Raw genomic sequence first — 13265 nt, 5'->3', positions numbered from 1 at the left:
CGTACGGCGACAGCGCGGGAGAGCCGGGTCACAGGGGAAGGCGGGCCGTGACCTTGGTGCCTCCGCGGGTGCGGGAGGCGATGTCGCACCAGCCGCCCACCTCCGTGGCGCGTTCCCGCATCGAGGTGAGGCCGACGCCGGTTCTCGGGGCGGCGGGCAGGCCCGCGCCGTCGTCGTGGATCGAGATGTGCAGCGCGTCGGCGGTCCTGCTCAGGTGCACGCGGGCGGAGTCGGCCGCCGCGTGCCGCCTGACGTTGGTGAGCGCCTCCTGGACGATCCGGTAGGCGGCCAGCTCGACGGCGGCGGGCAGCTCGCCCAGCCGCTCGCTCACCTGGACCTCCACCCGCGGCCCCGGCGCCTTGGCGAACTCGATGAGCGAGCCCGCCAGCCCCAGGTTGTCCAGCGCGGGCGGGCGCAGCCCGTCCACCAGTTCCCGCACCGACACCAGCGTCGCGCCCATCCCGTCGTACACCAGGGTGAGCAGCTCGGCCGCCCGCCCCGGGTCGCCGGGCAGCGACCGGCGGGCCGCGTCGAGCGTCATGGTGACGCTGGTCAGCGCGGGGCCGAGCCCGTCGTGCAGCTCCCTGCCCAGGCGCCGCCGCTCCTCCTCGCGCGCCGCCGCGATGCGCTCGCGCGAGCGCCGCAGGTCCGCCGCCAGATGGACGGCGTGCGCCAGTTCGGCCAGGTGCCTGGCCATCACCTCCAGCGGCTCCCGCCTGGCGCCGGCCAGCCGGGACCTGCTCAGCAGCAGCCTGCCCACCGGCTCGCCCTGCCAGGCCAGCGTGACCACCTCGGGGGTACGGCCGAGCCGCCCGTCGGCGTACAGCTCGCCGTCCACCTCCACGCCCGCCCCGCGCGCGCCGACGGCCCAGCGCAGCAGGGACGTGGCGGTGGCCAGCGCCTCGGAGGGCTCGTCCGCCTGCTGCACGCTCCTGCTCAGCTTGTCGGCGGCGCGATGGGGGTCGCGTTCGACGCCGAGCAACTGGTCGACGGACCGCTGCAGGCGCAGCCGCACGGGATGGAAGAGCGCGCCGACCGACAGGGCGGCCACCAGCCCGGCACCCGGGCCGAGCTCGCCCGCCAGCCGGTCTCCGGCCCAGATGAGGGCGGCGTACAGGATGGTCAGGAGGGTGGCGAGCGCGCCGTAGACCAGGGCGCGGTTGAGGATCACGCTGATGCCGTAGAAGCGGTGCCGCAGCACGGCCGCGACCACGGAGATGGGGACGCCCGCGGTGATCATCAGATGCACGAAGACCGCGGTCGTGCCGAAGTCGAGGGGCTGCCTGAGCACCCAGACGACCGCGTAGCCGACCATGGTGGCGACGTACCAGGCGATCTGCCGCCTGGTGACGCTGTCGCCCTTCCAGTACCTGATGCCGACCGAGCCGATGGCCGCCAGGCACAGCGGGAGGTACACCCAGCCGAGGTTCTGCTCCATCCACCACGGGAAGCCGCCCAGCGCCTCGACGCCGAACGGGTTGGCCAGGGGGAGCTCGGTCTCGAGCTGCGAGTTGGGCATCAGCGCCATCTCGGTCGTATGGACCACGATCACGGCCAGCAGGCCGTACAGGACGAACCGCCAGCGACGCGAGGGCAGCCGGCCGTCAGGGAAGAGCAGCGGCATGATCCCGCTGAAGGTCATGAACGGGTAGACCCAGCCGAAGATCGAGACCCAGCTGAGGTAGGGGAGGAGTGGGTTGCCCGGTGTCTCGTGGTACATCCAGTGCGACAGCGTGTAGACCAGTTCGTAGAAGGACCAGGTCACGCCCACGCTCCACATGAGCCAGGGGACCAGCAGGCGCCTGCGGAAGGTGATGACGAACGCGCCCCCCGCGGGGAACAGCGTGCCCAGCGGGTCGAGCGGCTGCAGCCCGCCCGGCCAGTTCGTCTTCCAGGCCATCCAGGTGGCGGCGAGCACGGCCAGCGGCGCCAGCACGCCTCCGGCCCACGCGATCCCCACCACCAGCCGCCGCACCCACGGCCGCCCCTGCTCCTCCTCCTCGGGTTCCTCCGGTTCGGGTGTCGGCCGTGCGGGCCGCGAGGGCGGTGCCTGCCGGTCGCCGGGAGCGGGCGGATGGAGCCCGTACACCAGGTCGCGGACGTCGGTGACCGCCCCGGCGAGCTCCTCGCGCACCCGCCGCAGGACCCCGTCGACCCGCTCCAGCTCGCCGTCCGCCCGCGAGGCGGCGGATTCCACGAGCCGGGCGCGGGTGGTGCCGACCTCGGTGGCCAGGGTCCCCAGCGTCGTGCCGAGCCCGTCGCCGAGGACGCGCAGCAGGCGGGCACGTTCCAACTCGCGCGCGGCCAGCAGCTTCTCGCGCGACCGCCGCAGCTCCTGCGTGAGCTGTACGGCGTGCGCCACCTCGGCCAGGTGCCTGGCCAGCATGTCGGGCAGCCCGGCCGCCGCGCGCCGCGGGGACCCGGACACCAGCAGGCGCCCGACGGCGCGGCCGTGCCACACAAGCGGCGTCACCACCGGATCGCCCTCGAGGACGCCGTCGGTGACCGCGTCGGCGCCGTCGACCTCGACCCTGACGCCCGGCACCCGCAGCGCCTGCCTGATCGCGGCCGCGCCCGAGGCCAGCGCCTCGGCGGGCCCGCCGGCCGTCTGCACGGTCTGGCTGACCGCGTCCACCAGCCGGTACGGGTCGCGCTCCACCTTGAACAGGCGGTCCGCGACCAGTTGGAGGCGCCGCCGTACCGGATGGAACAGCGCGCCCGCGGCGAGCGCGGCCACCAGGCCCTCGCCCGAGCCGAGCCCGACCCCGGCGAGCCGAGCCAGGGCGATCAGCCCGAAGTAGACCGCCCCGATGACCGCGGCCAGCACCGTGTAGACCAGCGTGCGGTTGATGATCACGTCGATGGCGTGCAGCCGGTAGCGCAGGATGCCGACCGCGAGCGCGACGGGCGCGGCCACCGCGGTGGCGATCCCGGCGATGGAGCCGACGGGCTCGGGGGCCAGGGCGGCGATCATGCCGCCGACCAGCAGCGGATAGCAGAGCCAGGCGATCTGCCGCCTGACCGTCCGGTCGGAGCGCCAGGCCCTGGCGACGATCCCCGCAAGCCCCACGACGGGCGGCACGAGCAGGCCCAGGCGAGCGATGTCCCCGAGGGAGGTGACGGACTCCGGCGGGAAACGGCCCGGCGTGATCACCACGGCCGTCGTGAGCAGGGCGCCGAAGCCCAGCACGGCCGCGATCACCCGCCGCGGGCCCCGCCCGTCGGGGAACGTCAGCAGCAGCGGCCCGCACAGCAGCACGTACCCGGGAACCCACAGCCAGGAGGCCGGCCACCCGGCGACCGGCAGGGCGGTGGCCAGCGTGCAGGCCGCGAAGCTCAGCCCGGACACCAGCAGCAGCGGGCCGGTCACCAGGCGCGGCCTGGCCGCCAGCAGCAGCAACCCCACCACGGGGAGGACCACACCGCCCACGGCCAGGGTCCAGGAGAAGGCGTGGATCACGCCCCAAGGTGTCCGCAGCAGGAAGACGGCCGCCGCCAGGCCCATCAGCGGGCCGGCGGCAGCCGTCACTCCCAGGATGAATTTCCGCCCCATTTCAGGCGAGATCATAGGGGTCGTGGGTGCCTTGACGGCAGGGTAGGGTGCGCTCACTTCTTCACCCGGTCATGGCACGTGGCTCATCTGGACCCGGTGGGGAGCGACTCCCACTCCAGCTCGGGCATCCGCAGCACGCGCAGCCCGATCGTGCCCAGGGCCAGCACCGCCAGCACCATGAGCGCCACGCTGGCCGGGCCGTAGGGGACGAACATGAATCCCAGGTAGGCGACAACCGCGGCGAGCGGCACCCACCAGTGCGCGAACCCCGCCCGCCACACCGCCACCACCAGCAGCGGCACCCCGAACACCGCGAAGAACATCCACGGGACCTGGTAACCGAACGTGGTCCCTGGCAGCCTGAGCATCTCCTCGGTGAGCCGCTCGGCCTCCGCGGGCGGATAGTGCTGCCCGAACCACCACTCCACCGGGTCGGTCAGCATCATCGCCGACAGGTTGATCGCGCCCAGCACGGTCAGCGCCCCGACCACGTGGCCGAACACCACCCACTTGCGGGACAGCAGGCGGAGCATGCCGATCACGGCGAGCGCCGTGAGCAGCCAGCTCCAGTGATAGAGCACCGACTCGAGCTGGGCCATCGCCGGGTTCGCCCCGTAGCTGACGGTCTCGCGGTCGTCGCCCCACGTGCCGGGGTCGACCACGACGGCGACCAGCGCCAGCAGCGGGGCCAGGATGAGCAGCGTTCCGGTGGCGATCCGCCGGAACCTGGCGGGGGAGCGGAGCAGGGTCGGCCGAGGGGTGACCGGGTTGTCGAGCATGGCAGGGGTCCTCACACGAACGGGCTTTTCTTGCGTCAGCCTGGAAGGTAGGCCTCCAGTCGCGCCCGCCGCGTCCCCCGCGTGGCCGACCGGGCCTCACCCTCCCGGCGGACCCGGCCGGTCGAGGAGCTTTCCGAGCAGGTCGGCGGCGATCTGGAGGATCTGCCGCTCCGCGGGAGTGAGCGACTCGGCCATCCGGCGGGCCAGCCACCGGTCGGAGTCGGCCACCTGCTCCAGCAGCACCGCCGAGCCCTGGTCGGTGATGACGATGTGGTGCTGCCGCCGGTCGTCGGGGTTGCGGGAGCGGCGGATCAGCCCGTGGGCGTCGAGCGAGGCGAGGACCCGGGTCACCGACTGGGGCTGCAGGTGCTCGGCGGCGGCCAGCTCGCCCGCCGTCATCGCGCCCCGCCTGTGCAGGTGGCCGAGCAGGGCCAGGCCCAGCCTGCCCGGGCCTTCGGCGGCGCGCTCCTCCCTGAGGCGTCTGCCCAGGGCGGTGGCCGCTCTGCGCAGGGCTACGGCCGTCTGCTCGTCGTTCACATTTACTACGCTAGCACTTACTGACTTCGCCCCTATCTCCTGCTGTTCAGGCGGAATTAACTACGCATGGCGTACGATCTGATGTCATGGCTGTTCTACGGGAGGCGCGCAGCATGGGCGTGGCGGCCCTCGGTATGGGCGCGCCCGTCGCCTGGGGCGTCCTGGTGGGCCACCCCGCGCTGGGCACCCTGGCCGCGATCGGCGCCATGACCGTGGGATCGGCGCGGACCGGGGTGGGGAACGCGGTGGGGCGGGTGGCCTGCGCGGCACTGGCGGGCGGGCTCGGGGCCGCGCTCGCGGGGCACGGCTGGGCCGTGGTCGCCGTCGTGGGGCTCGTCGTGCTGCTCGGCGGGATGAGTAGGCCGGCGGCGGAGCTGAGCGTCCGCTTCGTGACGCTCATGGTGATCGCCACCGGCCTCGGCGGCCACCCGCTGGGTGTCGCGGTGCTGGTCGGCGGGGGAGCCGCCTGGGCGGCTCTCACCGGCCTGCTCGCCGGGAACAGGGATGACGGCTCCCCGAAGCCCGAGGTACTGGGCCCGCGGGCCGGATTGCGCCGGTGGCGGGGGATCGTGCGGCTGTGGTGGGGGCGGCTGGGGACGTGGGCCGGATGGCAGTACCCGGTACGGCTGGCCCTCTGCCTGGCCGCGGCCGAAGTGGCCGCCGTCCTGTGGCCGCAGCCGAGCCCGGCCTGGATCACCGTCACCGTGGTCATCGTGGTCGGCAGATACACCGACGGCGCGCTGCGGCGGCCGGTCGAGCGCGCGGCGGGGACCGCGGTCGGAGTGGCGGCCGGATCGGCGATGCTGCTGTGGGTGCCGCCCGCCTGGACGCTGGTGCCCGTCGTGGCCGTGCTCGCGGGCGTCAGGCCGCTGCTCAAGGAGCGGAACTACACGCTGTACGCGATGGTCATGACCCCGCTGGTGCTGCTGCTGATGCAGGGCGGCGCGGGCATCACGCTCGCCACCATCGGATACCGGCTCGCCGACACCGTCATCGGATGCGCGGTGGCGCTCGCGATCGGGTATCTCCCCTGGACGATCAGAAGGAGAGCACATGCCGTCGTGGACTGACCACGCGATCTGGTGGCACGTCTACCCCCTGGGCTTCACCGGCGCCCCGAAGCAGGCCGAGCAGCGCGTCGTGCACCGGCTGCGGCGGCTGGAGCCGTGGCTGGACTACGCCGTCGAGCTCGGCTGCTCCGGCCTCATGCTGGGGCCGATCTTCGCCGCCGAGACCCACGGGTACGACACCGTCGACCACTTCCGCATCGACCCCCGCCTCGGGGACGAGAAGGACTTCGACTCCCTGGTCGAGCAGGCCCGCGAGCGGGGGCTCAGGATCGTGCTCGACGGCGTGTTCAACCACGTCGGCCGCTCCTTCGCCGGGCCGCGGGAGTTCCTGACGGACCGCGCCTTCGAGGGGCATGACCGGCTGGTGGTGCTGGATCACGGGCGGCCCGCCGTACAGGAGTACGTCGCGGGGGTGATGGACCACTGGCTCGGCAGGGGAGCGGCGGGCTGGCGGCTCGACGCGGCCTATGCCGTACCCGCGGATTTCTGGGCGGGGGTGCTGCCGCAGGTCAGGGACCGGCACCCGGAGAGCTGGTTCGTCGGGGAGATGATCCACGGCGACTACGCCGGATACGTCGAGCGCTCGGGCCTCGACTCCGTCACGCAGTACGAGCTGTGGAAGGCCATCTGGAGCTCGCTCAACGACAGGAACCTGTTCGAGCTGGCCTGGGCGCTCGACCGGCACAACGGGATGCTCGAGACCTTCGTGCCGCAGACCTTCGCCGGCAACCACGACGTCTCCAGGCTGGCCACCCGCCTGGAGGACCCCCGCCACCTCGGGCACGCGCTGGCGATCCTGTTCACCGTGGCCGGCATCCCGAGCGTGTACTACGGCGACGAGGAGGGCCTCACCGGGCTCAAGGAGGAACGCGAGGGCGGCGACGACGCGATCAGGCCCGCCTTCCCGGAAACCCCCGGCGAACGGGGGCCTGTCTTCCGGCTGCACCAGCGCCTCATCGGCAACCGGCGCCGCCACCCCGGCGTCGTCAGGGCACGCACGAAGGTCGACCACCTCACCAACAGGACCGCCTCGCTCACCACCGCCGACGTGCGGCTGCTGCTCAACCTCGACGACGAAGCCCAGGTGATCGACGGGATCGAGGTGCCGCCGCACGCCTGGCACCTGGCGTGACTCAGCTCACACCAATTCCCGGGAATATCGGTGGGTAAAGGGATCGTTAGCACGCACGTGAACGAGATGTGTCGACGAATGCGCGCCACGGGCTGTCGAGCCCGCTGAGCAATCCGCCCGCCCATCGTCGATAGGTAGACCATGATCGTTCCCAGCTTCGTGCTGCGCAGGCTGTCACACCTGCCCTTCCACCCCGGCACGCACTAACACACCCCACCAAAGCTCGAAATTTCTGTTTAACAGCTACTTCGTGGGGATTTTTCGGTGATCCAGGCTTCAGGCCTGCGCAAGCTGTACGGCGATACCGTCGCGCTCGACGGCGTCGACCTGCACGTGCGCGAGGGTGAGATCTACGGCGTGCTCGGCCAGAGCGGCGCGGGCAAGAGCACGCTCCTGCGCTGCGTCAACCTGCTCGAGCGGCCCGACGCAGGCACGGTGACCGTGGCAGGACAGGACCTGACCGCGCTGGGCGGCCGCGAGCTCAACCGCGCCCGCCAGCGCATCGGCATGATCCACCAGCACTTCGCGCTGCTGTCCTCCCGCACGGTCGCGGGCAACGTGGCCTTCCCGCTCGAGGTCATGGGCGTGCCAAGGGCCGAGCGCGAGCGCCGCGTCGCCGAGCTGCTCGACGTCGTCGGCCTGGCGGGACGCGGCAAGGACCACCCGCACCAGCTGTCCGGCGGCCAGAAGCAGCGCGTCGGCATCGCCCGCGCCCTGGCCGGCAACCCGTCGGTGCTGCTGTCGGACGAGGCCACCTCCGCCCTCGACCCGGCCACCACCCAGTCGATCCTGGCCCTGCTCAAGCGCCTCAACACCGAGCTCGGCCTGACGATCCTGCTCATCACCCACGAGATGAGCGTCGTCAAGGCCGTCTGCGACTCGGTGGCCATCATGGCGGGCGGCCGCATCGAGGAGTCGGGGACGATCGCCGACCTGATCCGCGCCCCCGGCTCGCGGCTGACCCGCGAGATCTTCCCGCTCCCCGAACCCGCCCCCTCGGGCTCGGTCACCCTCACCTTCACCGGAGACCCGCAACAGCCGGTCGTGTCCGAGGTGGTCAGGAAGTTCGACGTGGAGCTGAGCATCCTCGGCGGCGCCATCGAGGAGCTCCCCGCCGGATCCGTCGGCCGCCTGCGCGTCGCCCTCACCGGCGACGTCCCCGCCGCACTCGACCACTTCCGCAGCCGCGGCCTGCTGGTGGAGGTCGCCGCATGACTTCTCACCCCGTACGGCAGGCCTCGAGGGAGGGCGCATGACCTGGGACGAGATCTGGCCCCTGCTCATCGAGGGGGCGGGCGAGACCGCGGTGATGGTCGGCTGGTCCACCCTGTTCACCGTGATCTTCGGGTTGCCGCTCGGCGTCGCCCTGGTCGTGCTCGACCGGGGCGGCCTGGCGCCCGCACCCGCGGTCAAGTCCGTCCTCGGCATGATCGTCAACGTCGGCAGATCCCTGCCGTTCATCGTGCTGATGATCGCGATCATCCCGTTCACCCGGCTCGTCGTCGGGACCACCATCGGCACCGCCGCCGTGGTCGTGCCGCTGACCGTGGGCGCCGTGCCGTTCTTCGCCCGCCTGGTGGAGACCGCGCTGCGGGAGGTCGGCACCGACGTGGTCCAGGCGGCCCAGGCCATGGGCGCAGGCCGTACCGCGATCGTGCGGAAGGTGCTGCTGCCCGAGGCCCTGCCGGGGCTGGTGGCCGGGCTGACCGTGACCGTCGTGGCGCTGATCGGGTACTCCGCGATGGCGGGGACCGTCGGCGGCGGCGGGCTGGGGGACCTGGCCGTCCGCTACGGCTACCAGCGTTTCGAGACGCTGGTCATGATCGTCACCGTTGTGCTGCTCATCGTGATCGTGCAGCTCATCCAGAGCCTGGGCGACCTGGTCGCCCGGCGGCTATCACACAAGTAAGGAAAAATCATGAAGCTTCGTAGCCTTGTGGGCGCTATCGGCCTGTCGCTGTTGCTCGCCGCATGCGGAACGTCGCAGTCCGCGACGAACAGCGCTTCGCCGGAGAAACCCGCGGACGCCGTGCTGAAGGTGGGCGCCAGCCCGGTGCCGCACGCGGAGATCCTGAACTTCGTCAAGCAGAACCTGGCCCCCGCGGCAGGGCTGAAGCTGGAGGTCGTGGAGTTCACCGACTACGTGCAGCCGAACGTGCAGCTCAACGAGGGTCAGCTGGACGCCAACTTCTTCCAGCACAAGCCCTACCTTGACGACTTCAACGCCTCCAAGGGCACCAAGCTCAGCTTCGTGACCCCGGTGCACCTGGAGCCGCTCGGCCTGTACTCCAAGAAGATCACCAGCGTGGCCGCGCTGCCGAACGGCGCCACCGTGGCCGTGCCCAACGACGCCACCAACCTCGGCCGCTCGCTGAAGCTGCTGGCCGACAACGGGATCATCACCCTCAAGGAGGGCGCCGGCACCGCCGCCACCGAGCGCGACGTGACGGGCAACCCGAAGAAGCTGGAGTTCAAGCCGCTGGAGGCCGCCCAGGTGCCGCGCGCCCTCGACGACGTGGACGCCGCCGTGATCAACGGCAACTACGCCATCGAGGCCGGGCTCAAGCCCGCCTCCCAGGCGCTGCTGCTGGAGAAGAGCGAGGGCAACCCGTACGCCAACGGGCTCGTGGTGCAGGCGGGGCACGAGAAGGACCCGAACATCGTGACCCTGGGCAAGCTGCTCCAGGACCCGAAGGTCAAGGAGTTCATCAAGACGAAGTATGAGGGTTCAGTGATTCCCGCAGAATAGTGGGATAAATCTGGAAAACGACCTTATCAAGTGCTTTGTAAGCGGGCAGCAATTCGCGAGGCGTACGAATACGGGGACAACTCCACCTCTCCCGAGGAGGCCCCAAAGTGCGATTCGTTTCACGAATCCTCATCGGTGTCGCAGCCGTCACAGCAATGGCGGTCGGCGCCCCGGTGGCCGCGAACGCGGCGCCCGCTTCCACGACCTCGTCCCACTTCTACGAGGCCGACTGGGGGCCGTACTACTCCAGTAACCACAAGGCCAGTGCCGAGGGCCACGTCACCGTGGACAAGCAGGCCTACAAGTACTGGTACTGGAAGACGTTCTTCGTGAAGAAGAAGGTCTGCTGGTTCGACAGCCACGGCAATCAGCACTGCAAGATCGTGGTCAAGAAGATCAAGAAGCACGTGTGGGTGTGGAAGTACAACTACTTCTACACCGTCGACAGCACTCTCACCGACTACAAGTGGTGGGGTTACAACAAGTGCGCGTGGGAGACGTTCAAGGTCGTGAACTACGACGGCTCCTCCTACTTCAAGAGCTTCTACAACTGCTCGTCGTACCCGCAGGACTACTCCTTCTCCGGTAAGAACGCCGCCCACATCTGGGTGGACGTGAGCCGGGGGAACAAGTTCCACCCGACCGGGTACCACTCGGGCTGGATGGACGTGTATCACGCCTGACCCGCGCAAAGCCGCGGCCTCGGAGGGGGGCCGCGGCTTCGCCGTACCCGGAGGCCTTTCGGGCCGGCAGATAACCGAATAGTGTTCGGTTCATGCATCCGGGAGCCATCGCAGCAGTCACCCCCGACAAGCCCGCTGTGATCCTGGCGGGCTCCGGGCAGGTCGTCACCTACCGCCGGCTGGATGAGGAGTCGAACCGGCTGGCCCACCTGTTCCGCGCGGCCGGGCTGCGGCCCGGCGACCACGTGGCGTTCATGCTGGAGAACCATCCGCTGTTCCTGGCCGTGGCCTGGGCCGCGCACCGGGCAGGCCTGTACTACACCGCGATCAGCTCCCGCCTGCAGACCGACGAACTGGCCTACATCGTCGACAACTGCGAGGCCAGGATCTTCGTCACCTCCGCCGCGCTCTCGCCGTCGATCGAGGCGATCGGCCCCCGGGTGGAGCGCAAGCTGATGCTCGACGGCGTCACGCCGGGCTTCGAGTCCTACGAGGAGGCGGTGGCCGGGATGCCGGTCACGCCGATCGAGGACGAGGTCCAGGGCGGCGACATGCTCTACTCCTCCGGCACCACCGGTCGCCCCAAAGGCGTCAAGCCCGCCCTCGGCGGCCGGCCGCTGGAGGAGCCAAGCGTCCTGCTGAGGCTGATTCAGGGGCTGTTCGCGCCCACCGGCGACAGCGTCTACCTCTCGCCCGCGCCGCTCTACCACGCCGCGCCGCTGCGCTACAGCATGCAGTTCCAGCGGCTGGGCTGCACCGTCGTGGTGATGGAACGCTTCGATCCCGAGCGCTACCTGGAGGCGGTCGAGCGCTACCGGGTCACGCACTCGCAGCTCGTGCCCACGATGTTCATCAAGATGCTCAAACTGCCCGAGGAGACCCGCGCCAAGTACGACGTCTCGTCGCTGCGATGTGCCATCCACGCGGCCGCGCCCTGCCCGATCCCCGCCAAGGAGGCGATGATCGAGTGGTGGGGGCCGATCATCCACGAGTACTACGCGGGCACCGAGGGCAACGGCTTCCTCTACACCAACTCCCAGGACTGGCTCGCGCACAAGGGCACGGTCGGCCGGTCGCTGCTCGGCACCGTGCACGTGTGCGACGAGGACGGCAACGACCTGCCGACCGGGGAGGACGGCACGGTCTACTTCGCCGACAGCGCCCGCTTCGAGTACCACGGCGACCCCGAGAAGACCAGGTCGGTCCAGGATCCGCAGGGACGCGGCTGGACCACGCTCGGCGACATCGGCCACCTCGACGCCGACGGCTTCCTCTACCTCACCGACCGCCGCTCCTACATGATCATCTCCGGCGGGGTGAACATCTACCCGCAGGAGGCGGAGAACCTGCTCGCCCTGCACCCCAAGGTCGCCGACGTGGCCGTGTTCGGCGTGCCGGACGAGGAGATGGGCGAGCAGGTCAAGGCCGTCGTCCAGCCCGCCGACCTGAAGGAGGCGGGCCCGGCCCTGGAGGCGGAGCTCATCGCCCACTGCCGAGCCCACCTGGCCCACTACAAGTGCCCCAAGTCGGTCGACTTCCGCGAGGAACTCCCGCGCCACCCGACGGGCAAGCTCTACAAGCGCCTCCTGCGTGAAGAGTACTGGCCTGGCAAAACCTCGTGAATTTCTTGGTGCGGCGGCCTCGGGCGCCGTGTCCCTGAGCAGCACCGATAAGAATCCCGTGAGAGCTCTCAGGAAGCTCTGATCAGCGCCTTAGCCTGCACTTAGTGGGCAGCAACCAGTGTGCACTCAGGAGTGTAAGCAGGAACGGCCCCACCTGAAAGCGGAACAATTAAGCCGCCCCTAACCGATCTTGGTTAGGGGCGTGTCACCGCACGTCAAGCCGCTGCTCAGTCCTCGTCCTTCGGTGCCTTGACGAACGTCCCGATCCCGCGCACCGAGTACGCCACACCCTCCTCGCGCAACCGCACCAGCACCTTGCGGGCCGTGCCGCGGGCGATGTCGAACTCGGCGACCAACTGGTGTTCGGACGGCAGCGGCGAATCCACCGGGTACGTGCCGTCGGCGATCCTGGCCTTCAGGACGTCCGCGACCTGCTCCCACTTCGGTGCATTCAGACGCCATTCGATCATCACAGTCGAACAGTAGGCATCCCTGTTGACCTGCGGATACCCACACATCACCAAGGTTCACCATGGTGAACCATGATGAAGAGGCGTAGCATCCGATCGAAAGGCCCTGCAATAGAGCGGGCCCGGCAGGCGCGCGAACGCCTGGACTCCGGGCCCTTGATCGCATCGGAGTGCGACCCGTGGCAAAGCCTACGACGACCCTCACGGTCCCCCAATACATCCCCGATTGCTCCACACAGGAGCTCGACGACGGCCGTGTGCGCGTGACCTACATCGTGGCCGGCCGCTCCACCGTCGCCGCCAGCTGGCGCGCCGCCCACATCTGGGCCACCGCGCTCGGCATCGCCAGAACCTGGAGCGCCGCGTGACTATCGTCGACGACGCGAACAGCGCGGAGATCTGCGCGCACTGCGGATACGAGATCGTCAGGGTCAACGGTCTCGTGGGCGGGCACTGGTCCACCCCTCTCGGAGAGCCGCCCGCCAAGGGCGTCGCGCTGCCGATCGAATGCCCCGGGAAGCCGGTCGCCGGTTACCGCTCGACGTTCGGAGAGCACACGCCCGCCTGACCCCTGAGCCGCCCGGTCGCCGCGTTGGCCACACCCATAGCTCCGCGGCGGCCGGGCATCCACGCCCGCGCACCCTTACGCGCAGTCGAGGGCGCCGCGGGT

13 protein-coding genes are annotated in these 13265 nt (G+C 70.3%); 9 read left to right on the top strand and 4 right to left on the bottom strand.

The annotated features are described in order from the left end of the window. Positions 1 to 28 precede the first annotated feature (28 nt). The 3 genes from KIK09_RS57365 to KIK09_RS04215 form a co-directional block, all read right to left on the bottom strand. Complete coding sequence (locus tag KIK09_RS57365; RefSeq protein WP_250572508.1) at positions 29 to 3553, bottom strand: histidine kinase; 3525 nt, start codon at positions 3551 to 3553, stop codon at positions 29 to 31. Between the two features lie 83 nt (positions 3554 to 3636). Then, entirely contained in the window at positions 3637 to 4332 is a 696-nt protein-coding gene (locus KIK09_RS04220; RefSeq protein ID WP_214317280.1) for a hypothetical protein, read from the bottom strand. Between the two features lie 96 nt (positions 4333 to 4428). Further along, positions 4429 to 4869, bottom strand: a complete 441-nt coding sequence (locus KIK09_RS04215; RefSeq protein ID WP_214317279.1) for a MarR family winged helix-turn-helix transcriptional regulator — start codon at positions 4867 to 4869, stop codon at positions 4429 to 4431. Positions 4870 to 4955: 86 nt separating this feature from the next. On the opposite strand from KIK09_RS04215, the gene KIK09_RS04210 reads away from it, so the two are divergent. The 7 genes from KIK09_RS04210 to KIK09_RS04180 all read left to right on the top strand — a co-directional run bounded on the left by KIK09_RS04210 (position 4956) and on the right by KIK09_RS04180 (position 12125). Next, the gene (locus tag KIK09_RS04210) at positions 4956 to 5939 is read left to right on the top strand and encodes an FUSC family protein (RefSeq protein ID WP_214317278.1); all 984 of its coding nucleotides are present in this window, start codon (positions 4956 to 4958) and stop codon (positions 5937 to 5939) included. Further along, positions 5923 to 7071, top strand: coding sequence for an alpha-amylase family protein (locus KIK09_RS04205; RefSeq protein ID WP_214317277.1), 1149 nt, complete (start codon positions 5923 to 5925; stop codon positions 7069 to 7071). Before KIK09_RS04210 ends, KIK09_RS04205 begins: the two co-directional genes overlap by 17 nt. Before the next feature lie 264 nt (positions 7072 to 7335). Next, positions 7336 to 8286 carry a methionine ABC transporter ATP-binding protein gene (locus KIK09_RS04200; protein WP_214317276.1) on the top strand — a complete coding sequence of 317 codons (951 nt, stop codon included), beginning with the start codon at positions 7336 to 7338 and terminating at the stop codon, positions 8284 to 8286. A 37-nt stretch (positions 8287 to 8323) separates the two neighbouring features. Next, positions 8324 to 8980 carry a methionine ABC transporter permease gene (locus KIK09_RS04195; protein WP_214317275.1) on the top strand — a complete coding sequence of 219 codons (657 nt, stop codon included), beginning with the start codon at positions 8324 to 8326 and terminating at the stop codon, positions 8978 to 8980. Between the two features lie 9 nt (positions 8981 to 8989). Beyond that, positions 8990 to 9820, top strand: coding sequence for a MetQ/NlpA family ABC transporter substrate-binding protein (locus KIK09_RS04190; RefSeq protein WP_214317274.1), 831 nt, complete (start codon positions 8990 to 8992; stop codon positions 9818 to 9820). Between the two features lie 107 nt (positions 9821 to 9927). Continuing rightward, positions 9928 to 10503, top strand: a complete 576-nt coding sequence (locus tag KIK09_RS04185; RefSeq protein ID WP_214317273.1) for a hypothetical protein — start codon at positions 9928 to 9930, stop codon at positions 10501 to 10503. Positions 10504 to 10595: 92 nt separating this feature from the next. Next, positions 10596 to 12125, top strand: a complete 1530-nt coding sequence (locus tag KIK09_RS04180) for an acyl-CoA synthetase (RefSeq protein ID WP_214317272.1) — start codon at positions 10596 to 10598, stop codon at positions 12123 to 12125. Between the two features lie 227 nt (positions 12126 to 12352). Here the strand turns inward: KIK09_RS04180 and KIK09_RS04175 are convergent, their stop codons facing one another. Continuing rightward, complete coding sequence (locus KIK09_RS04175; protein ID WP_214317271.1) at positions 12353 to 12595, bottom strand: GntR family transcriptional regulator; 243 nt, start codon at positions 12593 to 12595, stop codon at positions 12353 to 12355. Positions 12596 to 12774: 179 nt separating this feature from the next. Here KIK09_RS04175 and KIK09_RS04170 point away from each other — a divergent pair, with 179 nt between their 5' ends. Beyond that, entirely contained in the window at positions 12775 to 12963 is a 189-nt protein-coding gene (locus KIK09_RS04170; RefSeq protein ID WP_214317270.1) for a hypothetical protein, read from the top strand. Then, positions 12960 to 13163, top strand: coding sequence for a hypothetical protein (locus tag KIK09_RS04165; protein WP_214317269.1), 204 nt, complete (start codon positions 12960 to 12962; stop codon positions 13161 to 13163). The genes KIK09_RS04170 and KIK09_RS04165 overlap by 4 nt, the downstream gene beginning before the upstream one ends. Positions 13164 to 13265 lie beyond the last annotated feature (102 nt).

The sequence above is a fragment of the Nonomuraea sediminis genome (assembly GCF_018531495.1).
In the GTDB taxonomy this organism is placed as follows: Bacteria; Actinomycetota; Actinomycetes; order Streptosporangiales; family Streptosporangiaceae; genus Nonomuraea; species Nonomuraea sediminis.
This window is presented reverse-complemented; position numbering and strand designations above follow the sequence as displayed.

Excerpts from the sequence above, each read along its gene's own strand:
- KIK09_RS04220 (WP_214317280.1), bottom strand. The coding sequence starts at position 4,332 with ATGCTCGACAACCCGGTCACCCCTCGGCCGACCCTGCTCCGCTCCCCC.
- KIK09_RS57365 (WP_250572508.1), bottom strand. The coding sequence starts at position 3,553 with ATGGGGCGGAAATTCATCCTGGGAGTGACGGCTGCCGCCGGCCCGCTG.
- KIK09_RS04175 (WP_214317271.1), bottom strand. The coding sequence starts at position 12,595 with ATGATCGAATGGCGTCTGAATGCACCGAAGTGGGAGCAGGTCGCGGAC.
- KIK09_RS04205 (WP_214317277.1), top strand. The coding sequence starts at position 5,923 with ATGCCGTCGTGGACTGACCACGCGATCTGGTGGCACGTCTACCCCCTG.
- KIK09_RS04195 (WP_214317275.1), top strand. The coding sequence starts at position 8,324 with ATGACCTGGGACGAGATCTGGCCCCTGCTCATCGAGGGGGCGGGCGAG.
- KIK09_RS04180 (WP_214317272.1), top strand. The coding sequence starts at position 10,596 with ATGCATCCGGGAGCCATCGCAGCAGTCACCCCCGACAAGCCCGCTGTG.
- KIK09_RS04190 (WP_214317274.1), top strand. The coding sequence starts at position 8,990 with ATGAAGCTTCGTAGCCTTGTGGGCGCTATCGGCCTGTCGCTGTTGCTC.
- KIK09_RS04210 (WP_214317278.1), top strand. The coding sequence starts at position 4,956 with ATGGCTGTTCTACGGGAGGCGCGCAGCATGGGCGTGGCGGCCCTCGGT.